Below are 24,455 nucleotides of genomic sequence, written 5' to 3' on the forward strand. Positions count from 1 at the left end.
TCACACTTCTACATGCTTTCACCTATAATTGCCTTTGATATAAATATGCATAATCTTATGTAATAAACCCAGGATGAATTTCATACTTACCTTCTTCTGTTATAATATGTATTATAGCAAGATATTATTAATAATTAAAAAGGGGGTTTTAATGTGAAATTAGCACTAGCTCAATTAGATATTGCCTTTGAAGATAAAACTGCGAATAAAAAAGTTGCTTTACAATTCATAAAACAGGCAGCTACTGAAAAGGTGGATATGATACTTTTCCCTGAAATGACTTTAACAGGCTTTTCTATGAACACTTCTTTAATAGGAGAAAACAATAATGAAACCACAGAATTTTTTAAGGAAATGAGTTGTAAATTTAATATTTTCATAGGCTTTGGGTATGTAGAGTGCACCACTAATAGTAAAAATAACTACTCTGTAGTTGCTCCCTGTGGCGCAGAACTTGTAAACTACACTAAAATTCATCCTTTTTCCTTTGGAGATGAGTCTAAATTTTACCAAAGTGGGAACGGAATAGAATTTTTTAACGCTTTCGGTTTTACTATTGCCCCTTTCATCTGCTACGATTTACGCTTTCCAGAGATATTTCAGATAGCTTCCAAAACTTCCACTTTAATTACCGTAGCAGCTAACTGGCCAACAGCGCGCCGCGAACACTGGATTACCCTGTTAAAAGCAAGAGCCATAGAAAATCAATGTTATATAGCAGGTATAAATCGAGTTGGGGAAGGAAATGGGTTAAACTATAGTGGTGACTCCATGATTATAGATCCACTAGGAAACATAATAAGTAGCTTATATATGGAAGATGGTCTAATTATAGCTGGTATCTGCAATCAAGATGTATCTCAGATTAGAGGAACCTTTAGGCTTAAAGATGATAGAAAAGAAGATCTGTATTGTAATTTATATAGTCATCTTTAGTTTTTTTCAACATCTGATTCCAAAAGATTTTTCATCTGGTAGGCTTCAATTTTATTATTATAATTCCAAGGAATTTTTTTCAATATATTAAGAAATTTAGATTATTTTGATAGTGAAATTTAATATTATAATATATTTTCAGATAAAATATTATCAGATAATTAAAAATTTATCCACAATTTGAACAAAGTTATCCACATAAAGAGGATAACTTTGTTTAAATATACATTCTATAAGCCATAAAGTACCAATATCTCCAATTCGCTTGAAATTTATTCGATTTAACAGAATAGTTATACACAGGCACGAAATAAGTCTAAATATAAATTCTATTGAGAAAGTTTCTTTTTCATCATGAAAAGATCACGTTCATTCCAATATACTCTATTTTTTCACTTACATCTGCAACATCTCTTCCGCCACTATGTTAAGTTTACTTTTTATAGTCTCAAAAGGGTATAATTTCAAAGCTTAAATTATGGAACTTACAGTACTTTATAAATATATGTAAAGAATATAAACAGTTGAACTATCAGTATTAAAGGTATTCCTATCACAAACTTATTATGCTTAGTTTTATGTCTAAATAATTGCATACCCATAAATATTCCCAAAGCACCATAAGCAAAGGCTATAATGAAAAGAGTACTTTCTGGAGTTCTCCACCTCTTCTTTTGTGATTTCTTCTTATCTGAATACATCACAAAGATACCGTATAAATTAATAGCTAAAATATAATACAAAAATAATTTCATTTTTTTCCTCCAATTGAATTCTAGTGATTTAATTATATATTAAATGCTTGTCTTTAACAATAATGCCCCCAATGGGTTAACTGATATTCCATCGGGAATTTATTATTTTGTTCTCTACTTCATGCTACATAGCAAACACAGCCTAACGGCTAAAAGATTTTGAGCGAGTTAGCGAAATTCCATTCGAAATCTCTTGTTTTGTTCTCTCCTACGTGATACATGTCAAACATCCAGCCTAACGGCTAAAAGATTTTGGGCAAGTTAGCGAAATTCCATTCGGAATCTCTTGTTTTGTTCTCTCCTACGTGATACATATCAAACATCAAGCCTAACGGCTAAAAGACTTTAGGTGCGTGTTGTCAGAATTCCATTCGGAATTCCGTTTCACTAAATGTTCACATACCTCGCAGGTCTTTGGTGGAAGGGCTTTGGCTGTGAAATTTCGACCAAGTGACTTGAAATAAGAAGCGCAGAAACATTGAAATTGTATTTAGAAATTCTTCTTTTGACTATATAAAATTCTCGTGACCCTGCCAGGACGGCAGGGTAGCGAACCTGAGGCAGGACGCCGAATGTGAGCGTCAGAGAATTTTATATTGGCAAAAGATTAGAATTTCTTAATACAATTTCACGTTTCAAGCACTTATTGCAAGGCACGTAGGAGAACTTCTATGCCCTTACGTATACTCTAACTTTACCTTGCTCCCTCCCTGTCCCTGCTCTGCCGGCGTCACTATTAGTTTTATAGGCACCCTATTCTTAAGCTCCTCCACGTGACTTATTATTCCCACAGAAAGTGTACTTGAATGAAGCTTCTCAAGCGAATTCATTACTATTTCTAAAAGGTCCGTGTCTAAAGTTCCAAAGCCTTCATCTAAAAAGAAGAATTCTAGTGGAGCACTACCTTTTAATTGAATTTGTGAGGATAGTGCCAGAGCAAGACATAATGAGGTTAAGAAGGTTTCTCCGCCGGACAAGGTATTGGTTTCTCGTCTTGTTCCTCCATTGAAATCATCCCTCATTACAAAAGCTCCATCAGAGTCCAGCTCTAAGGCATAACGACCTCTTGTTATTTCCTTTAACCGTTTTGAAGCTTCCAGTGATATATATTTTAACTGCTTCATGGCTACATATTCTACAAATTTATTCCCTTGAATTAAGGTGTCAAGTTCTCTTAAAAGACCTAGCATATGTTCTACTTCGCTGCGCTTTATTATAAGAGCTGCAAATTCTTTTAGCTTTCTTTCCATTTCCTCTAAGATACGATTTTCAACGCCTACAGCCTTATTTTTTTCTTCTAAAACATTTTGCAGTATTTGTCTTTTTTCTTTTAGTTCTTCCCAAAAATCAGGCTCTATTTCTTTTCCGCAAAGAAGATTTTCAACTCTTTGCAAATTATCTAGGATTCTACGAAGCACTTCTTCGTAATGTTTTATTTCACTATCTAAAATTTTCAAATCTTCTTTGGAAATTAAATAATGAATAGCTACATCAGCATTTTCAAAGGAATTTTCACTAAGAGATATCTTTAATTTTTCTTCTCCTGTAACCAATAGTTTTAAAAGCATTGTATTTTCCTTTTCTTCACTAGTCTTCTGAGTTTCCACATTTTGCTTTTCTATATTTTCTCTTTCTAAAATTTCTTTTAAATTTGCCTCTTTCAAAGTTATGCTTTTTATTTCATTTCTTACCTTTTCTATTTCTATTTTAGGCGTTAGTTCCTTTGAAGGCTTAAATCCACAGAGTTCCAGAATTTGAATAGTCAAACGCTCTATTTCTGCTCTTTTTTCCTTGCCACTGGTTTCTATTTCTGTTTTTGAGGTAGTAAGGCCCATTAAGATTTTATCCACTTCATCTCTTTGCTTTTCTAGTATTACTAACTCTGCTCTGTACTTCCTTACTGTGGCAGTTAGCTTTATTATTTCATTGTCTGCTACTTTAAGTTGCTTTATTTTCTCACTTATGGATAGCACCGTTATACTCTCAGTTTGCTTTTGATTAAATGTACCCTCATGCCTTCGCAAGTATTCTTCTCTTTGCAAATCTTCTTTTAAAAGGAGGTACTTATCTTGAAGTATCTTTACTCTTTCTGTAGCAATAGATAAATCTATTTTTATTGCTATTAATGCTTCCTTTTCCTTTTTTAAGCTTTCGCCAAGTTTAGCTTCTGAAAGGTCTACTTTATTTTTTTCATTTTGTAGCACAACTAAGGCTAAATCTAGCTCAGTTTTTCGCTTATTGTAGGATTCTGTGTTTTCTTTAAACTGAAGTAATTCCTTTTCACTTATCTTCTTCCGTTCTTGTAGCTCCTCCATATTTACGCCTCTGAGTTTTTCAGAAACTTCTATAATACTCTTATCTATATGCTCTGCATCTCTTAAAATTTCTGCTGCTGTAATTTGCTCCTTTTGAAGTTCTTTAGCAAGTTTTTCTAAGTTTAGCTCTCCATTTTGTTTTAAATTTTTCAATCCTTCTAAATTGGAATTTACTATTCCCTCAGCTAAATGCGTATGATGCTCCGATCCACATACTGGACATAGGTCTCCTTGCTTTAAATTACAAGCTAGAATTGCTGCCATGCCCCCTAATTCTATCTCTTTTATTTCAGCTTCTAGGGTTTTAAGCTGAGCTTTTGCAACTTCTATAGTTTCTGCTCTATTTTTTAAATCTAAGCTAGCTTTTTCACTTTTAATGTTAATGTTGTGGTATTTTTCCTTAAGCTCGCCTAATATTTTATTGTTTTCTACAGCTTTTTCTAAGGTATCCCGGAATGTACTATAAGCGTTCTGCTTATCTAGCAACAAATTATTATCTCCCGGGAAATTATTCGTAAGTTCCACGGTTTTTTCTCGCAAAACCACTAATTTATTTCCACTACTTTCCTGAATTAGTAATATCTCTCTATGTCTTACATCCGTTATTCCTATATCCTTTTGGGATGCTTGTTCTTTATTTCTAAGTATATCTACATTTTTCATAGCAAGGTCAACTTCTAGCTCAATATTGTAGGCATTCTGAAGTTTTTCCCTGTATTCTGGCAATATTTCTATTTCATTTAAACTTTCTTCTGTAACTTTTAGTTTGTTTTCTGTTTGTGATTTATTGCTTTCTAGCAGTTTATACTTTATATTATTTTCATTCATATTTATCATAAGGTTTTTATGCCGATCTAAAAGAATAGCTTTTTCATGGGCCAGAATATTTATTTTTTCTTCAATAGTTGTAGCTTGTTTAAGACTTACTTCCCTTTCAATTAAACCAGGAAGTTTATTGTTTTTATCCATCCAAGCTCCCTCATAAGAGATCTTTGTTAAATTTAGCTTTTCGCATAGACCTAAAAAAGCATTGTTTAATTTTTGGAGGGTGGAACTATTTATAGCTAAACTTTCTTTAATTTCAAGTACATTGTCAATAAAGGGCTTTACCTTTAGTGCTGCGCTTCCTTTAGTGAATTTTTCATTTTTATTTTTAATTTCTTCTTCCTGAAGCTTTAGTTGGGCTTCCTTATTTACATATTGATTTTTTTCTTCTTGTAGCTCCCAGAGAGTTTTGCAGTGCTCGTACTCTTTATCTATTGTAATTTTCTGAGTTCTAAGATCACTTTCTTCTTTTTTTAAGCGGGCTAGTGTCTGAATTATCTCAATACGGGCCTCTTCTCCTACATTTTCATAGCCCTTCATTTCTCCCTCTAGCTCATTTTTAGATATTAAGTTTTCATTTCTAACTCTTTTTATTTTTTCATAAAGCTTTGTGCCGTATTTTTCTAAGGCAAATATTCTTTCTAGCATATCCCTTCGTTGTTTGCCTGTAAGTTTTAAAAATTCATTGAATTTACCTTGAGGTAGCACTACGGACCGAGTAAAATCCTCAACTTTTAGCCCTATAATATCTATAATATTTTCCTCTACGTCCTTTGGTCCTTCTGCCAGCACCTTGTTTTCTTCAGAATTTTCCACATTTATTTCTATAAGCCTGGCATAGGCAGTTTTGAAGTATCCAGTTTTTAATCTCTTTATGCACCTTTCTGCTCTATACAGCTTTCGAGTTTTTCCTACCCCTATTTCAAAGTCGTAGCTTATTTCTACCACATTGGTTTCAGTATTTACAAACTCCTTGGTGTCTCTGGATACTTTCCCATAAAGCGCTATAGTTATACCATCTAGGATTGTAGATTTGCCACTAGCTGTGGGACCGAAGATACCGAAAAGTCCTTTTTCTGTGAGTTTTGAAAACTCTATAGTTTGCTCTTCTACAAAGGAATTGAGGCCCTTTATTTTAAGATTAACTGGTTTCATTTTCCGCATCCCCCTCTATTGCTATACTTAAGAATAAATCCATTAACTCTTTTGAAGGCTCTAGCCCTGCTTTTTCCTTTACAAAATATTCTTTAAATAATTCTTCCATGGATTTTTCCCTTAGGCTTTCTGCTAAATCTTCTTCCCTTGCTAATCCTTCTAGTATTGGCTGTATGGAAACTATGTCACGGCGATTGCGTTTCATTTCTTTTATGTGTTCTGTGCTAATTATTTCCTTGGTCTTTATTTCAAGGTATACCCAAATGTTTCGCGTGCTTTCTGCTATGCATTTTTCTAAGGCCTCTTCCACGCTACTACATTTCCATACTTCTATAGGCTTGTAGTTTCTAAAGAGGATTTGTGAAATTTCAGCTTCGCCCCCAGCTTTAACCTCTACCAGATATGCTCCCTTGCTATAGTTTATTTCACTTTTGCTATATTGAATTGGAGACCCGGAGTATCTTATCTTTCCCTTAGTTCCTGGTACTTTTTGTGGTCTATGAAGATGTCCAAGGGCTGAGTATTGTGCTTTTTCAGGAAATTTAAGTGGAGAAACGGAAAGACTTCCACCCAGCTGTATACTTCTTTCTGATCCACTTTCCTCTCCGCCCATAACATAGAGGTGAGATACTGCTAGATTTACGGTATCCTCTCTATATTTAGTGGATAGCTTCTCAAATAATTGTCCTATTCTATCAGAATAGCTTTTTTGCCTATCTTCATCAGTTAGTCCTGTTGAAAGCACCTCATTTAACCTTTTTTCACTTGGATAGGGCAGTGTTATAATAACTGCCTTCTCCCCTCTTATACTAAGTTCTAAATAACCTTCGCCACTTTCTATTATTTCAAAGTCACATTTATTATCAGCGTTGTATTCTCCAAAGCCACCTTCTCTTGCTATACTCTTTGGTTCTCCTAAAAGTATTACTCCATGCTTATATGAAAGCGGACTAGCCGCTACTAATCTCTCTGGATTGTCGTGATTACCTGCTATTACAAGCACTGCTGTTTTACCACTTTTTGTAATGTTCTTAAGGGTGTTATAAAACATTGCTTCTGCTTTTGCAGGTGGATTACCATTGTCATAGATATCTCCAGCTATAAGTACCAAATCTATATTATTATTTTCCACTATTTCTATAAATTCTTGTAGAAATTCTTCCTGTTCCTCTAGCCTACTGTATTGCTCTAAGGTCTTCCCCAAATGCCAATCTGAGGTGTGAAGTATTCTCATTTTATTCTCCCCTTTCTTAGGACACTATTTAACCCGCAAGGCTTCATCTATACTAAATAAATATAGATAGCTCTCTTTAACTGGTTTTCCAAGCGTATCCTTAAGTGCCCTTGCATAATAATCTAGCTGAGATCTATATTTCTCTATTATCTCACTTGCATCACCATTTTTTACTGAGTCTGTTTTATAATCTACTAGAATTATTTCTCCATTTTCTTCAAAATAGCAGTCGATTATTCCTTGAAGCATTATTTTTTCTTCTCCATATATGTCATGAGGAAGATTTTTATAAATATCTGTTGAATTAATTTCCATATGGAAAGGGACTTCTCTTTTTAATAAATTTAATTTATAGGCTTTTACCATTCTTTGCCCTAGTTGTGTTTTAAATAATTTCACTAGTTTTTCTGCCCGTACAGCTTTGCCCTCTTCTTTTGACAATAAGAGTTTTTCAACATAAATTTGGATTTGTTCCTCTATTTCACTTAATGTTTCCACCTTAGTTAAATCTAATCTTTGCACCACTGCATGCATAGCGGTTCCTTTTTCTGCCGGTGTTAATCCCTTTAGTTCCTCTAAAAATCTTGGCTTGCTTATAAGTTTTTGCTGGTACATATTTTCTGTGGTACCTTCTGTAAGCTCTAAATTAAATTTTCTTTTAAGCTCCGTTACTGTAAGTACTGTTGGCATTTTTGTGGACATTTCATATTTATAAATAAATCCTAGCCTTTTTTCTATCTCCGCAAGATTTTTCTCATCTGTGATTTTTTCCTGGATTCTTGTTAACTTTTCCTGCGTAGTCACAAGGTTTTCTTCCTGCTCATCTTGTATTTTAACTATGTCATCTCTATTCCAAAGCCTAACCTGAAAGCTTGCAGGATGCTCTAATAGCTTTACGTTATCCTCTTCTATTCCAATTAACTGCCTTAGCATCTTTCCATCTGAATGCCTTATTAGGTTGGGTACTATCCAATCTAAATAGCTTTTTGCTTTTAAAATTTCATATTCTCCAAGCTTTTCAGTATTTTCTTCTAAACTAAAGCTCATTCTTCCTATATTTTTCTCTATATTTTTCATTGACCCAGTTATAATTAGCTTTTCCTTTGCTCTTGTAAAGGCTACGTATAGCACTCTCATTTCTTCTGAAAGGCTTTCTATCTTTATTTTCTTTCTTAGTGCTTGTTTTAAAACTGTAGGGTAAGAAATTCTTCTTAGAGGGTCCACAAAATCTGGACCGTAGCCTAACTCATGATGAAATAGTATTCTTTTATTTATATCCATTAGGTTAAAGTTTTTTCCTGTACCACTTAAAAATACTACAGGGAACTCTAAGCCCTTACTTTTATGAATACTCATTATTCTAACTACGTTTTCATTTTCCCCTAAAGTTTTAGCGCTGCCCATATCTCCACTGCTTACTTTTAGCTTGTTTATGAAGTTTATAAAATTAAACAATCCCTTATAGCTAGTTTCGTCGTATTGCCTAGCCCTTTGGAAAAGCACTCTTAAATTTGCCTGTCTTTGAACGCCCCCTGGCATTGCTCCTATATAACCGTAATAGCCAGTATCTGTGTATAGATACCAGATGAATTCATCAATGGGCATATACTTACAGATTTCTCTAAAGTGGTTTAATTTTTCTAGGAATTTATTAAGTTTTTGGATAATTAATTCATTTTGCTCTGTTTCCACAGTATCCGAAAAATTTACCATAGCCTCATAAAAAGAGATTTCCCTCTGACCTATTCTTATGTCTACTAACTCCTCTGAGGTAAATCCACCTATGGGAGAACGTAGCACTGAAAGCATAGGTATATCTTGTCTTGGGTTATCTATAATTTGAAGTAGACTCATGATTATCTGAATTTCTATGGTATTAAAATATCCTGTTCCTGTATCTGCATAAACAGGTATACCCTCAAGTTTTAACTCTTCTAAAAATGAAGGTGCCCAATTTGAAGTAGCCCGAAGTAATATTACAATATCCTTATAGTCCACATTTCTATAAGCTTTAATATTTTTGTCATAAATTTTAAATGCCGCGTAGCCATCATGTAGCATTAATTCTTTTATTCTTTTTGCCACAATTCTAGCTTCTAATTGAATATTTGTAGGGGTTTCTTCCTCTGATGCTTTGCTAGCATCCTGGTCTTCTGAATCATTTGACTGATTTTCCTCTTCATCCTCATCATTTCCCTGGGAGATATCTATAACATCCTTTTCAATAAGATGTAGCTCCACTGCTCCACCTACTACCCCCGGCTCTTTAAGTTCTTCAAAAAAAGCTCCTAAATTTAGTGCTTCTTCATCTGTGTAGTCAAGATCTCCAATGTTTTTGCACATTATTCCTTTGAAGATATAGTTTACAGCATTTATAACTGGTTCTCTGCTTCTAAAATTTTTGTATAGTGTTATTTTCCTGGTTTTTGCACCATCAACCTTTTCATAAGACCTATATTTACCTAAGAAAAGCTCCGGTCTTGCCTGTCTAAATCTATATATGCTTTGTTTTACATCTCCTACCATAAATACATTCGGAGCCCCTATTTTTTCTCTTGAGATTATATTAAGCAAGGTTTCCTGCACCATGTTACTGTCTTGATATTCATCTATCAAAATTTCTTGGTATTTATTTCGTAGTTGCACCGCTACAGAGGAAGGTTGTGGTTTTCCATCTGAATCTAGTACTACTTCTCCTTTTTCATCTTTTTGCATTAAAATATAAAGACAAAAATGCTCAAAATCATTGAAATCTATAATTGAACGTTCTTTTTTCTTTTGTGTGTATTTTTCCTGCAGATCTATAACTAGCTGTGATAGCGCCATCATTTGCGGGTATAGTTTTTTTATATCCCTAAGAGCTACCTCTGAATTTGCGCTCATTACCTGCTGCCCTAGCTCTTGCAATTGTTTTTTTACCTTATTTCTTATATCTTGCACTGCCTTTTGTTTTTCCTTGTCCTTGCAGGCCTTTATACTAGGTAGCTTTTGGAAGCTTAAATTTTCTATAGTCCCTGCTAAATTATCAAAAGAATTTTTAGATGCAGATAAAAGATCAGAAATAATCTCCAAATCCCCTTTAAAAACTTCATTATACAAGGCTATGGCTTCATTTCCTTCTATGATTTTCAATGCTTTTATCATTACTTTTTCAATGCCTTGTAGCTCTATTTTAATATCCTCTATTAAAACCATTGCCCAAGGGGTATCACTAAGGCTGTAACCCTCTTTAATGTTAAAATCCTCTGCTGCATTTAGTAGCCACTTTGTTGGATCTGTGGAACTCATGGCAAAATTATAAAGGCTTAAAACTATAGCTTGAAGGCCTAGGTCTTCTTTATTATTACTGTAGGATTCTACTAGGTTTAAGAAACTATGTTCTTTCTGAAAGCTATTAGAGTGCTCAGGGTTTTGATTGTTCTCTTTTGATAGTTCCATTTCTTCTTCTGCAATGGATACATATCTTTCTTCAAAAAGTTCTTCTAGAGCTTCTTGCTTTAAGAGCACCGCTTCTGTGGTGTCCGCTATTCGAAAATTAGGGTCTAAATCTACTATATGAAAATTGTTTCTAATAACCTCAAGACAAAAAGAATGAATAGTTGTAATGCTGGATTTATTTAATAGTGTAAGTTGTCTTTGTAGTAACTTACTTTTTGGATTAATACGCAGTTCCTTTGAAATCGCTCCAGCTATTCTCTCTCTCATTTCTGAGGCAGCTGCATTGGTAAAGGTAACTACTAGAAGCTTATCAATATCTGTTGGCCGCTCTTCATCTGTTACTATTTTTATTATTCGCTCCACTAGCACTGCAGTTTTTCCGGAACCCGCAGCTGCAGCTACTAGAATATTACAATCACGAGTTGTTATAGCCTTTTGTTGATCCTCTGTCCAGGAAACCTTTTTTTCCACTTGTTTAATTCCACTTGCATCCTTATCCATTACTCTTTCACTCCCATCTCTTGGGTATTTACGCTATTTATTTGAGCCTCATCCTGTGATTTATTTTCAGGTGCAGGATTTATCTCTTCATTAGATATATCAGATTCATTCGCTAAAAGTTCCCAAATTTCCTGATCCTTTTTATCCTTTATTATTTTATAGGTATTTTCCTTTAATGTAGGGTCAAATTGACAAATAGCTGAGTATTCACAATAAGCACAAGGAGTGATATCTTTTTTCTTGTAGGGCTTTATGTCTATTTCCCCACTTAACATTTCCTCGCAGGTGCATATCAAATTTTCTTTTACATGTTTTAGCAGCATATCAAATTGATCTTTAGTTGCCACGGATGACCTGGCTCCTAATTCTCCATCTTTTTTAATAGAGACTGGAACAACTAGAGAGGCCCCTTGAATATTTCTATCCATTTCCCTAATTATCTTAGTATCTGCTAGAAGTAGGCCCTTCATTTTTAAAGCCTTCATTATGGCTTTTTCTAGTTCCTCTTCATCTAAATTATTTTTAGCTTTTATTACTGGGTCATCTATTTTAAAATACAGTATACCTGCTGGGAAAATTGCTTCCTGTGAAAGCGCTCTTTGCTTAGAAAAAGCTATCTCATTTGTAAGCATGGCGTCTAAATAGGTAAGTAGCTGTATTTGAAGTCCGTAATATACATCTGATAGTTTAAAATCCTTATTGCCGGATTTATAATCTATTATTCTGTAGAATTCTTCTCCCTCATTTATCAATTTATCTACCCTATCTATTCTCCCCACTAAATTTACGGTTTCTCCTGTGGATAATTCTATTTGTATCGGTGGATAATCTCCCTCGTTAAAACCAAAGGATACTTCATAGCCAAAAGGTTCAAAGCCACTATTTTTCATCTGCTCAACTATGACAAAGATGGTTCTCTTTAAAACTCTTTTTAATCTCTCAGTAAAATACTTATACCTTGGAGTACTGTTTAATATATAGCCACTTGCGCCAAGGTCCGCTTCAGTTTCTACAATGCTTGCAATATTTGCCTCGCACCACGTCTTATCAAGATCCGCCCATTTTATCTTGCTTTTATCCACAAGCTTTGAAAAATTATCAAGCACACTGTGCATAAAACTACCTAAGTCTGGCGAAGAAAAGGTAAAAGTTTTTCTTTCTTTTGCTTTTAGTCCATATTGCACAAAATATGCAAAGGGACACTCTTCATATTTTTCTATTCTAGATACGCTAAAATAGTTTTTTTCTCCATAAAGTAGTTTCACTTTTTCTTTTTCTAGCATTTTCACTTCATTTTTATAGTCAAAGCCTTTAAACATGCTGTTACTCTTTTCTTTCCACTCTGCTTCTTTTTGATACCATTTATAAACTTTAACCCAAAGTGAGGATATATATCCTGTTTCCAAATATTTTCTAAGCGCAAAAATCAAGCCATTAAAAGTGGGAACTTTAGCACATACCTCTGACATTTCACCAGCCTCTTGAATTTCCTGGGTGCCCTGCATCTCATGTGGGGCGTCACTGTACTGCGTTATATTGCTTTGTTCTACCAGCTCTTTAAATAAAGCTTTAAATCTAGATATTATAATAGAAGGTCTTAGGGTTTTGCCTTCATAATCTCCTATGGGATAACTTATATTTAAATATTTACTTGGTATAGTTATGGTAGCATAAATTAAATACTGCTCATTAAAGACCTCTGTTTTTGTGTCATTGGCCATTTCTACTCCATTTTCTTTTAAAATTGATCTGTCACTGTCTGTGAATATTCCCTCTTCTTTATTTGCCTTTGGGAACACTCCATCATTTACACCTATAATGTATAGGGCACTTATATCATGACTTTTTATGCGGTCTAAACTAGTGATGGAAACCCCATCTAATGCTGGTGGAATAAGTCCCATTTGATGTTTGCTAAAGCCAATGGAAAGTATCTTTACAAACTCATCTAAGGATAGATTTTCTGTGCCAAGTACTTCTACCATCTGATCTAGTAGTTCCATAACTAGGTTCCATATTTTGCTGTACTCCGTCACCTTCTCTTGAGCACCTTGATTTTTGAAATTCTCTATCCACTTCTCTAGAGTTTTATATACCTTTATTGATTCTAAAAATTCAAATAGGGCAGTACAAATTTTTATGGTGTTGTTTTTACCCTTTAATTTTTCATTTAATGCTAGTAGTGGCTTTATAAATGCCTCTCTTGTATCATTTAGAATTTTAATGGTAGCTTCTATTTTTTCAGCTTCCTTTTCTTCTCTGGTGACTGGGTTTTCTATGTTTATTTCTGATTTTTGATTTTCCTGAGTTTCCACCTTTTCTATGTTCTTTTGTAGCTCCTTTGCAGCTTCCTTGCCATCATAATAATCTCTAAAATAGTATTCTATTTTTTCTTGCCATAGCTCAGCTTCTGCCCATTTTTTTTTGCCCTTTATACCTGTTTGTATTACGAAGTTTTCTAGTATATCTATATTTTCTACTTCTATATCTAAAAGGCCTGTTTTAAGATACCTAAACACTGATTCATAACTAAAGTTCTTAGTGAAAATCTCAACAGTTGATGTTATTAACACAATTAAGGGATTACTTGTTATATCTTTTTTCTTATCTATAAATAAGGGGATTTTGTATTCTGTAAATATTGCTTTAATTAATTTTTCATAGGATGGTAAATCTCTAGTTACCACTGCAATTTTATTAAATCTTACGTGTTCATCTCGGCAAATTCTTAGAATATCCTTTGCCACATGCTCTATTTCTGAATAGGCATTTAGACCTTTAAACACCTTTATATTTTCACACTTTTCAGTGGATGGCGTGTATGGGAAAGCAAAATAATTTTTTTCAAGAAAAGAAAGCTCTGCATTATCTTTAAATTTATGCTCTTTATTTTCCTGTAGCTCTATAGACTTTTCTAAGGATGTTCCAGTCTCCTCAGCTATTTTTAAAAGTTTGTCTTCTGTAAATTTTATAGAATAAAAAGCATCTGCCTCATCCATACCTTTTGAATGCTCTGAGCTTTTTAGTGGCAGGGTTATGTTTACCCTTTTAGCCTTTTTATATAGCTTTTCTATTATTCCATATTGCTGCGGTGTAAATCCCGTAAACTCATCTAGCCAAAACTCGCAGCCATCAAAAATATTACATTCATCAAGGGCACTATACAGACGGGTCAAATCGTCGTCTGGGTCCACATAGTTTTGATTTAGAATATTATCAAATTCCCCATATATAAGGGATAAATCAGTTATTTTATCTATTAGCAAGGGGGTTTCCCCTAATTTTTCTTTTACCACATTTAAATCTTCCACAGAAATCCCATATTTTTTAAACTCTGTTATGGCACCAGCTACATTATCTACAAAGCCTTTTTGCCTTGAGGCTGCACTAAATACTTTAAATTTTTCTTGTTTTTTTTGCATTATGCTATGAATAAGCATTGCTTTTCCTGAGGTGTCCATAGGTTTACAAGTTATGCCCCCAACCTCACTAAAAACTTTATAAGCTAACCTATTAAAACTAAGCACTTGGACGTTTTTTATTCCGGTGGATCCAACTACTTTTATAAGATTTTTTTCAGCTTGAAAGGAGAATTGCTCTGGCACTAAAAGTACTAGTGATTTTTCACATTCTTCCACTTGTCGCTCTTTTATATCTTCTAAGCAGAACCTGCTTTTTCCCTTGCCAGCTCCTCCGTATATAAATCTTAAACTCACAAAAACACATCCCTTCTTTTTAGGCCTTCGGCACATTAAATTATCACCTGAGGTGTTATAATTTAATGTGCCTACATATATTATATCATGTATAATTTTACCACAACAATTTCATTTTCTTGAGTAATCCTATTACAGTTATTTTATTATAACATGTTAAGCATAGTAACCTCTGAGCGTTTAAACGCATAATTTTATATATACATTAATATTTTTTTAACAAATATGCAGGTATTTATGTTTTAATATAGAATAATAATATGTATAAGCCTTATAAATTTACACATTAGTGTAAATTAGGTATTAACTTCAATAAATACATCGAATTTTATATTAATATGTTTTATTGACCTTGGCATTGTAATATAAGAAGATTTATATAAATTTCTCTTCTTACATTCGAATACTAACATGATATCTAAGACTTATGCATCACGTTTTCATAGCATTATTAAAAATTTAACAATGTTAAAGGAGAGGGATTAAAATGTTTAAAAAATTCACAAATGGTTGCGTTAATCTTGTACAAAAGTATTTACCAGATCCGTTCATATTTGCTGTACTTCTAACATTCTTTGTATTGATTTTAGGGGTACTCCTTACTGGTCAAAGTCCCTTAGCTATGACTGTTCACTGGAGCAAGGGCTTATGGACTCTTCTTTCTTTTTCAATGCAAATGGCATTGGTATTAGTTACAGGCCACGCGCTTGCCAATGCACCATCTTTTAAAAAGGGTCTTAAAACTCTTGCGAAAATACCTAAATCACCAACTCAAGCAATCGTTCTTGTTACTCTCATTTCTACTGTAGCTTGTTGGATTAACTGGGGTTTTGGTCTAGTTATTGGTGCTATTTTTGCGAAAGAACTTGCTAAAGAAGTTAAAGGTGTAGATTATAGACTTCTAATAGCCTCTGCTTATTCAGGCTTTTTAGTATGGCATGCTGGTCTTTCTGGTTCTATACCACTAGTAGTTGCCGGGGGTGGTGCTGACGTAGCAAAAGCCACTGCAGGCGCAGTTACTACAGCTATACCAACCAGTGCTACATTGTTTTCAGGTTTTAATTTAATTATATTAGCTGTGCTTTTAATAACATTACCTCTTGTAAACAAAGCTATGCATCCGGACAAAGCTAATACTGTTACTATAGATCCGAAGCTTTTGGTTGAGGAATCAGTAGTTATAATGTCTAAAGGAAAAATGACTCCTGCTGATAAACTTGAGAATAGTACTATTATCTCAATGTTATTATCACTTATGGGCTTTACTTATATTATTTATTATTTTGTTAAAGGTGGTAGCCTTGATTTAAACATTGTTAATGCTATTTTCTTATTCCTTGGGGTTGCTCTTCATGGAACTCCTAGAAGATTTGTTGGTGCAATTACAGATGCTGCTAAAGGAGCTGCTGGAATTATACTTCAATTCCCATTCTACGCAGGTATTATGGGGATGATGGTAGGTGCAAGCGCTACTGGAATTTCTCTTGCAGGGGTTATGTCTACTTCTTTTGTTAGTATATCTAATCAACATACCTTCCCACTTTTCACTTTCTTAAGTGCAGGACTTGTTAACTTCTTTGTACCATCTGGTGGTGGACAATGGGCTGTTCAAGCTCCTATTATGATGCCTGCTGGTGCGGCCCTTGGTGTACCTGCTGCGAAAACTGCCATGGCTATTGCTTGGGGAGATGCATGGACTAACATGATTCAACCTTTCTGGGCATTACCGGCTCTTGGAATCGCTGGACTCAGTGCTAAGGATGTAATGGGTTTCTGTATAGTTGACTTATTATGCTCCGGTGTTATTATTGGGCTCGGATTATTCTTTCTTTAAAAAGTTTTTATTATAATATCTAAGCTGGTGACTACCTGTAGAAAGCAATTTCTACAGGCAGTCACCTCTTTTTTTATGAAAGTAAAAAAGGGCTCCGAGGAACCCGATTTTTGTGTATAATTTATTATCTATACATCCATTATTTTTAGATTTTCTGATATGATAAGTTCTGCCCCAGTAAGTGATTTAACTTCTTCAACTGTTGTATCTTTATGAATTTCAATAAGTACAAGCCCTTTATCCGTAACTTCCATTACTCCAAGTTCCGTAACTATGAGGTTAACTTGTGCTTTTGCTGTTAGTGGTAATGTGCATTTCTTTAATATTTTAGGAGTTCCTTTAGCTGTATGTTGCATTGCAATAATAACCTTTTTAGCTCCTACTACTAAATCCATTGCTCCACCCATACCAGGAACCATTTTGCCTGGTACAATCCAATTAGCTAAATTGCCTTCTTGATCTACTTCCAGTGCTCCAAGAACAGTCATATCAACATGTCCTCCTCTTATTAAAGCAAAAGACATTGCACTATCAAAGTATGCTCCACCAGGAAGTATTGTAGTAAATTGACCACCTGCATTAGTTACATCCTTGTTTTCTTCTCCTTTTGGCGGAGTAGCTCCCATGCCAACCATACCATTTTCTGATTGAAAAGTAACATGTACTCCTTCTGGAATATAGTTTGTAACTAATGTTGGAAGTCCTATTCCTAAATTAACAAGTTGTCCATCTTTTAATTCTTTACCAATTCTTTTTGCAATAATTTGTTTTGCAAGCTTACTATCTGTAATCATATTAGTTAGCCTCCCCTATAATATAATTGACCAATACACCTGGAGTAACAATATTATTTGGATCAAGCTCTGAAGCTTTAACAATTTTTTCAGCTTCTACTATTACAATTTCTGCAGCAGTAGCTATTGTCGGATTAAAATTTCTTGTTGTTCCATAATAAACTGCATTCCCAATTTCATCTACAACACTTGCATAAACAAGTGCTAAATCTGCTTTAATTGGAAGCTCTAATAAATATTCTTTTCCTTCTATTGTAAGTTTTTCTTTTCCATCTTCCACCATAGTACCAACTCCTGTAGGCGTAAGTACTCCCCCAAGTCCAGCTCCCGCTGCTCTTATTCTTTCAATTAGTGTTCCTTGTGGTACAAGTTCTACCTCCATTTTTCCTTCTGTCATAAGTCTCCCTGTTTCTGCATTTGTTCCTATATGAGAAGCTATAACCTTTTTAACTTGCCCATTAACTATAAGTTTTCCTATGCCTTTATCTACGTAGCTTGTGTCATTTGCTATTATAGTTAAATCTTTAACATTTGTTTCTATTAACAAGTCTATCATCTTTTCTGGTGTTCCACAGGCTAAAAACCCACCTATCATTATTGACATTCCGTCTATAAGTAATGGTCTAACTCTATCTAAAGATACAACCTTGTTCATTTACTTTCCCTCCTTAAATTTTATTGTAATTGTCAGATTTGTAATACTTATTTCATTTTATTTTAAAACAAAAAAAGGCTCTGAATTTTCAGTGCCTTAATTAAATACCAAAACTGTTAATGCAATGAAAAAACTTCTTTATTAGCAATTGTTTTTTATGTATTTATGTGGAATAATTAAATTTTATTTCTATTTCTGATTTAATTATAGTCCTTATGTAATTTATATACAAGGCTTTTATGGGAAAATTGTATTTTTTTATAATTTTCTGTAATTGTTTGAAAAAATACATTTTTTAAGTTGTAAAAATTAAAGCTTCGACCAATATTAAATCTCCCTATTGAAAAAAGCACTCAATTTTTTCTATATAAAATAATAACTATATGTGCTATAATTTCTATATTATGTTATATAGCAAGAAAAGTACTAGGAGGACTATAATGTATAATTTAAAGAATTTTTCCGAAACTGAAGTAAATAAACTGTTAGAAGAGATATTACATAGATATGATACTATTTGTAAATGTGAAAAGTGTAAATTGGATATTAAGGCTTTAGCATTAAACGCCTTGTCCACAAAATATATCGTCTCTGAGCAAGGTGAAATTTATACCAAAGCACTAAATGAGGTTGACAAGCAAGAGCAAATTAATGTTGTCATGGCTATTACAAAAGCTATAGATATAGTATATGCTAATCCGAAGCATTAGATAGATTTAGAGGTTGATTGGGTAAATGGTTATATGAAAATTAATTTTAAGACTGCATAAGCGGTTTGAACTAAAAAATTCCCCGCAGAGTAGACAATGATATGTCTACTCTGCGGGGATTTTTATGTACTCCATTGTTAAGTTGAAATCATGTGGTTGTAGGGTAAATAGAGCATAATGAGTATGAAATTTCTCCGAAGTGACTTGCAATACGAAGCGGAGAAGCTGTTGAAATTCGATTTAGAAATTCTTGTTTTGCTAATGTTAAATTCCCGTAAGCTTGCCAGGACGGCAAGCTAGCGAACCTGAGGCAGGATGCCGAATGTGAGCGTTAGGGAATTTCACGTTCGCAAAACATTAGAATTTCTTAATCAAATTTCCAGTTTCGAGCTTGTTTGCAAGGCACGTAGGAGAAATTTCATCCCTTTAGTATATTTATTTTGTGCTTTGAAGTTTTTCTATTATTATCTCTTTCATTTCTACTAATTTCTTTTCTGCTATTTCTAAAGTTTTCCCCTTAGAATACATGTATATTTTAATTTTTGGTTCTGTGCCTGAAGGTCTTACAGCATACCAACTTTCATCATCAAAATAGAATTTAAGTACATTCGATACTGGAATTCCACTAGACTGCTCTGTGCCGAGAGTTACGTCATAAGATTTTTCTATTTCATAATCAATATATTTAACTAGCTTTGCGCCACCTAAAGTCTTTGGATTGTCTTTTCTGTATTCTTCCATCATTCTAGAAATTCTTTTTTGTCCTTCTATACCTTCTAAAACTATAGATATTAGGCTTTCTCTATAATATCCAAATTCTTCATAGATCTCATTTAATACATCTATTAGAGTTTTACCTTGAGATTTATAATAGGCTGCTGCCTCACATAAAAGCATGGAAGATATTACTCCATCTTTGTCGCGAACGAAAGTACCAGCAACATATCCAATGCTTTCTTCATATCCGAAGATAAATTCGTTGCTATTGTCTCTCTTAAAATCAGGAATTTTGCCACAAATATTTTTGAAGCCTGTTAGTACTTCAAAAGTTTCTACACCGTATTTTCCCGCTATAGCCTTGCCTAAATCCCCTGTTACGATGGATTTTACTATGGCTGCGTTCTTTGGAAGTGTTCCCTTTTCCTTCATTCCCTCGACTACATATTTTATGAGTATTGCTCCTGTTTGATTACCATTAAAAGCAACATATTCACCATCTTTATCTCTAACCATTATGGCAAGTCTATCACAATCTGGGTCTGTAGCTATAAGTAATTCTGCTGATTCTTTTTTACCAAGAGCCTGTGCATATTTAAATGCTTTTACATCCTCTGGGTTTGGATATCCTACTGTAGTAAAATCTGGATCTGGATTCTCTTGTTCTGGTACTACTATTATATTTGTAAATCCTCGTTCCTTTAGCACACGCCTTACAGGTACATTTCCTGTTCCGTTTAGAGGTGTATAAACAATTTTTATATCTTTGTCTATGTCTTCTCTTATAGCTAAACCTTTTACTTTTTCAAAGTACTCATCATCCATTTCTTTTCCAAGCATTACTATTAAGTCTTTTTCCTTAGCTTCTTCAATGTCCATGAGTTTTATAGCACTAAAGTCTGAAATACTCTGAATTTTTTTTGTTATATCCGTAGCTATTGATGACAAAATTTGCGCACCATCTTCCCAATATACCTTGTATCCGTTGTATTCGCGAGGGTTATGACTGGCAGTTACTACGATTCCTGATGCAGTATGTAATCTTCTCACCGCATAAGATAACTCTGGAGTAGGTCTTAGCTCTTCAAATAAATAAGCCTTTATTCCATTAGCTGCTAATACTTGTGCTGCTGTAGTTGCAAATTTTTCAGAAAAATGTCTACAGTCGTATGCTATAGCTACTCCTCTATCCATATATTCACTGCCATAACCTTTAATATAATCTGCAAGTCCTTGAGTTGCTCTTGAAATAATATATATGTTCATTCTGTTAAGTCCCGCACCTAATTTTCCTCGTAATCCTGCAGTTCCAAACTCTAAATCCATGTAAAACCTATCTTGAATTTCTTTAGGGTCTTCTGCTATTGCCTTTAATTCTTCTCTAGTTTTTTTATCAAAATATTCATTGTTTATCCATTCTTCATATTTTTTCATATAAGTCATTTTAACTCACGCCTTTCTAAAAAATTGCTATTATGCATAACATTATACAGTATTTTCTATGTTTTTTAAACAAACCTTTTGTGAACTTTTACGGGGACGGTTAACAACTAATTCGATCTTTAATTAGTTGTTAACCGTCCCCAGGTTTTTAGTTCATAGTTCAGATTAGCTTAAAAAATTCTATAGATTTGAGTAGTACAAAAACAAATGATTATAGCCTCTAGGGCACAACCTCTTTATTTTTTTCTAAGTTTAACCGAGTGTGTTACTTGCCCACTTATTACTTTTGGGCGTCATATATCATCTTGGATACTTGTGCAATAGTTTCATTTGCATTTGGAAGGTCCTCTGTAAAGACCACAAGAATATATGGATTATCCTTACTTACAATGGCAATATCATTTACACACTCGCCAAAGTCACCTATTTTATGAGCTACAACTCGCTTAGGAATGTACTTATCTATCCTATCATGATACTCTGTTTTTTTCATGGTTTCAATCAAATCACTGTAGTATTTATTATTATCAAGATTTAAATATAATTTCTCTAAGATTTTAAAAGAATCCTTTGGTGTAGTATTATTTTCACTATGTACTGTAGGATGCCCAACTATTTTTTCGATATAATTATATTTATTTTCATTGCCTACTTTTCTTAAAATCATATTTATTGCTATATTGTCCGAATAAATTATTGAATAGTCACTTAAGGTCTTGAGTGCAATAGGCTTGCTTAAATCTGTTCCTTGAAGTTCTCCTGCACCCTCTTCATAATCACATTGTTCAAATATTAATTTTTCATTTATATCAATTTTTTGTTCCTGAATCATATCATACATAAGCATATTTATAGGTACTTTTATTGTGCTAGCTGCCACAAACTGCTTGTCCTGATTTATTTCAATAAATTTTTTAGAATTTATATCATAGTAAACCAATCCAACTTTACTTATATTATTGCCTAAAAATGTTCTAATCCCTTTTTCTAAACCCTGTAACTGAGCTTGCTTCTTAGAATTTTCTGCTGCCTTGGTTTGCTTGTACTCTAATGACTGTATATTAACTAAATCTTCATATTCAGTTTTAGATATGACTTTAGATATTCCATAATTATTACTTTTATTATTAGTAGAAGTATAATTAGTCGTAGCAACACTTCCCCCGGCCACTACCGATTGCTTGTTTAAGTAAGTCGTTGCAAAAAGTGCCATTATTATTGCTATGCAAATGCAAATTTCCTTACCTTTCATCTAACCGTCCCCCTTGTACTTCTTCGTTAGTGCTATCTATTATTATTTGTTATCCCTCTAAAATTCTTTTAATATAAAAATATACTAAATATATGTCGTTTCAATGACAATTGTGTTAACAATCCATGAATTTTTTACTTTAATTACATTGTACCTTAAATTTTTCCAAATTTTTATATTTTTCGATATTTTTAAATTAAATGATTAATTATCTGATTTAATCTTCATAAAATCTTCATGCTAGATGCTTATAATCTAAAGTTTACAGTTATAAGCTTCCATGAAAATATAAGCTAATTAATTGTTAACCGTCCCCAACTATTTGTAGCTATCTAATTCTCTTTCTAGATTATATCTTCCTAATATTTAGCATATAATATAAATATATGTTTATTTCACCTTATACCGCTATATTTTAAGGAGTTGATCTAATGAAAATTAAATTTTGCAAACATAATCAATGGAATAATGCTGTTATTACTATGATAACTGAAACTAATCCTAATATAAAGGTATCCACAAAAAAATGTTTTGGAAAGTGTCATAAATGCAAATGTCATCCTATAGCTATGGTGGACAAGAAACTGTTAGTGGGTAATGATGAAGAAGATTTGTATAATATTATAATCAGCAAATTATTAATTCCTTAGTCGCTTAAAAATAAATAACAAGTCAATGTACTTAGCATTTTGACTTGTTATTTAAATGCGCCTTAAAAAATATATATTTTTTAATTTACTCGTCTAGCCGTTAGATAATCTCCTCTTGTCATAGGTGAAACTTTAATTACATCTCCTGTCCGGGGAGAATGAATATAATTATTATTACCAACGTAAATACCTGCATGATGAGGATTGTTATTGTTTCCAAAAAATACTAAATCCCCTGGTTGAAGATCTTTTTTAGCTACTTGTATACCATCATTTATCTGATCATATGTGGACCTTCCCACCGATATTCCAAAATGGTTATATACATATTGTGTAAATCCTGAGCAATCAAAGCCTGTAGAAGGTGATGTACCACCCCGTGAATATTGTGTGCCAAGGAAGTTAGAAGCATAACTTATTATAGAATCTTGTGATAAATTAGTTGAGCCTCTTGAAGGAGTATATTTAGCCACTGATTTTCGCATTCCACTTGTTTTTGTTGTGCTTTTATTTGCCAATCCTTGTGCATTACCCATCCTAGCTGTAAGATACTTTTCCTTGGTATCTAACTTGGTTATCAATTTATTTTGTGATTCTTTAGCGAGGATTATCTTCTCTAACTTTAGCTTGTTGTCTACCTGTAATTTAAGTAATTCAACCTTCATATAATTTAAACACTGCTGCTTTTCATTTAATTTATTTTGGACAGCTTCAAACTCACTCATTACTTTTTTGTCAAACTTTATTATGACTCTGATGTTTTTTACTCTTGATACAAAATCTCCAAAGTTCTCTGAATTAAGTAAAACACGGGTATATCCATCAACCCCATTTATGTACATGGTTCGCATTCTACTGTCGAATAATTCTCGTTCCTTTTGTACTTCATTTCCAACCTTATTTATCTCTTCCGCAACACTTTTAATTGCTTTTTCTGTTTGTAATATTTTAATTTTATTCTCCCCCGTTTTAGCCATATTCTTTTCAATTTCATTGTCATATTGTTCTATTATTCTTTCAATTGTTTGACTCTCGGTTTGATTTCTAGTTAGTGAATACTTTTGCGGTTGTAACTTTCCATTTACTTCAACCGCTAATGCAGTTACATTAAAAGTAAAAATCAAAGTTGTCAGAACTGCCATATTTCTCATAGCATGCTTCATTTTTACATCCCCCTCGTTGTTTTAAAATAAACAAATCATATACAAAATGCATTAAAACCTTATGCAGTTTGTGTCAAGAGTATTTTCTGTGAAATTTAATATTGCTTACTCGCTTATTTACTTATTTACTTAATTATACATTTATGTATTATTATAGCATGATTGTTTTCTGTTGAACATACCCTATTAATATTAATTATTTTTTTAAAAAACAAAGAGCTATGATTTCAAAATATATAATGGACCCTATAAGGTAGACAGTTTAAAAAAAGAGCCATACTTGACTCAAAACTAACTGACTCTACTTTGTAGGGTCTTTTTGTTATACTTAATACATCAAGTTAGGAGAGTGATGATATGGG

14 protein-coding genes are annotated in these 24,455 nt (G+C 33.2%); 4 read left to right on the forward strand and 10 right to left on the reverse strand.

Annotation, left to right across the window (positions count from 1 at the left end; translation table 11 throughout):
* The first annotated feature begins 153 nt into the window (after positions 1-153).
* Positions 154-936, forward strand: coding sequence for a nitrilase-related carbon-nitrogen hydrolase (locus ACREV6_RS08710; protein ID WP_431577616.1), 783 nt, complete (start codon positions 154-156; stop codon positions 934-936).
* A 485-nt stretch (positions 937-1,421) separates the two neighbouring features.
* On the opposite strand, the gene ACREV6_RS08715 is transcribed toward ACREV6_RS08710, so the two are convergent.
* The 5 genes from ACREV6_RS08715 to addB form a co-directional block, all read right to left on the reverse strand.
* Positions 1,422-1,691 (reverse strand): DUF1294 domain-containing protein, encoded by a 270-nt coding sequence (locus ACREV6_RS08715; RefSeq protein WP_431577617.1) that lies wholly within the window; start codon positions 1,689-1,691, stop codon positions 1,422-1,424.
* A 677-nt stretch (positions 1,692-2,368) separates the two neighbouring features.
* Positions 2,369-5,986, reverse strand: a complete 3,618-nt coding sequence (locus ACREV6_RS08720) for an SbcC/MukB-like Walker B domain-containing protein (RefSeq protein WP_431577618.1) — start codon at positions 5,984-5,986, stop codon at positions 2,369-2,371.
* On the reverse strand, positions 5,973-7,220 hold the full coding sequence (locus ACREV6_RS08725) for an exonuclease SbcCD subunit D (protein WP_431577619.1): 1,248 nt from the start codon (positions 7,218-7,220) through the stop codon (positions 5,973-5,975). Before ACREV6_RS08725 ends, ACREV6_RS08720 begins: the two co-directional genes overlap by 14 nt.
* A 24-nt stretch (positions 7,221-7,244) precedes the next feature.
* Positions 7,245-11,159, reverse strand: a complete 3,915-nt coding sequence (gene addA / locus ACREV6_RS08730; RefSeq protein WP_431577620.1) for a helicase-exonuclease AddAB subunit AddA — start codon at positions 11,157-11,159, stop codon at positions 7,245-7,247.
* On the reverse strand, positions 11,159-14,875 hold the full coding sequence (gene addB, locus ACREV6_RS08735) for a helicase-exonuclease AddAB subunit AddB (RefSeq protein ID WP_431577621.1): 3,717 nt from the start codon (positions 14,873-14,875) through the stop codon (positions 11,159-11,161). The genes addA and addB overlap by 1 nt, the downstream gene beginning before the upstream one ends.
* 487 nt (positions 14,876-15,362) lie before the next feature.
* Between addB and ACREV6_RS08740 the strand changes: the two genes are divergently transcribed.
* Complete coding sequence (locus tag ACREV6_RS08740; protein ID WP_431577622.1) at positions 15,363-16,709, forward strand: TIGR00366 family protein; 1,347 nt, start codon at positions 15,363-15,365, stop codon at positions 16,707-16,709.
* Between the two features lie 128 nt (positions 16,710-16,837).
* On the opposite strand, the gene ACREV6_RS08745 is transcribed toward ACREV6_RS08740, so the two are convergent.
* Positions 16,838-17,503, reverse strand: a complete 666-nt coding sequence (locus tag ACREV6_RS08745) for a 3-oxoacid CoA-transferase subunit B (RefSeq protein ID WP_431577623.1) — start codon at positions 17,501-17,503, stop codon at positions 16,838-16,840.
* A gap of 1 nt (position 17,504) precedes the next feature.
* Entirely contained in the window at positions 17,505-18,158 is a 654-nt protein-coding gene (locus tag ACREV6_RS08750; protein ID WP_431577624.1) for a 3-oxoacid CoA-transferase subunit A, read from the reverse strand.
* A gap of 440 nt (positions 18,159-18,598) precedes the next feature.
* Here ACREV6_RS08750 and ACREV6_RS08755 point away from each other — a divergent pair, with 440 nt between their 5' ends.
* Positions 18,599-18,868, forward strand: coding sequence for a late competence development ComFB family protein (locus ACREV6_RS08755; RefSeq protein WP_431577625.1), 270 nt, complete (start codon positions 18,599-18,601; stop codon positions 18,866-18,868).
* A 435-nt stretch (positions 18,869-19,303) separates the two neighbouring features.
* Here the strand turns inward: ACREV6_RS08755 and ACREV6_RS08760 are convergent, their stop codons facing one another.
* Complete coding sequence (locus ACREV6_RS08760) at positions 19,304-21,028, reverse strand: phospho-sugar mutase (RefSeq protein WP_431577626.1); 1,725 nt, start codon at positions 21,026-21,028, stop codon at positions 19,304-19,306.
* 280 nt (positions 21,029-21,308) lie between these two features.
* Positions 21,309-22,280 (reverse strand): serine hydrolase, encoded by a 972-nt coding sequence (locus tag ACREV6_RS08765; RefSeq protein WP_431577627.1) that lies wholly within the window; start codon positions 22,278-22,280, stop codon positions 21,309-21,311.
* 431 nt (positions 22,281-22,711) lie between these two features.
* Here ACREV6_RS08765 and ACREV6_RS08770 point away from each other — a divergent pair, with 431 nt between their 5' ends.
* A complete protein-coding gene (locus tag ACREV6_RS08770) occupies positions 22,712-22,930 on the forward strand; it encodes a DUF1450 domain-containing protein (RefSeq protein ID WP_431577628.1) in 219 nt (72 codons plus the stop codon).
* Between the two features lie 80 nt (positions 22,931-23,010).
* Here ACREV6_RS08770 and ACREV6_RS08775 read toward each other — a convergent pair whose 3' ends face one another.
* The gene (locus ACREV6_RS08775) at positions 23,011-24,093 is read right to left on the reverse strand and encodes a C40 family peptidase (protein WP_431577629.1); all 1,083 of its coding nucleotides are present in this window, start codon (positions 24,091-24,093) and stop codon (positions 23,011-23,013) included.
* Positions 24,094-24,455 lie beyond the last annotated feature (362 nt).

The sequence above is a fragment of the Clostridium sp. genome, assembly GCF_050717515.1.
In the GTDB taxonomy this organism is placed as follows: Bacteria; Bacillota; Clostridia; order Clostridiales; family Clostridiaceae; genus Clostridium_AD.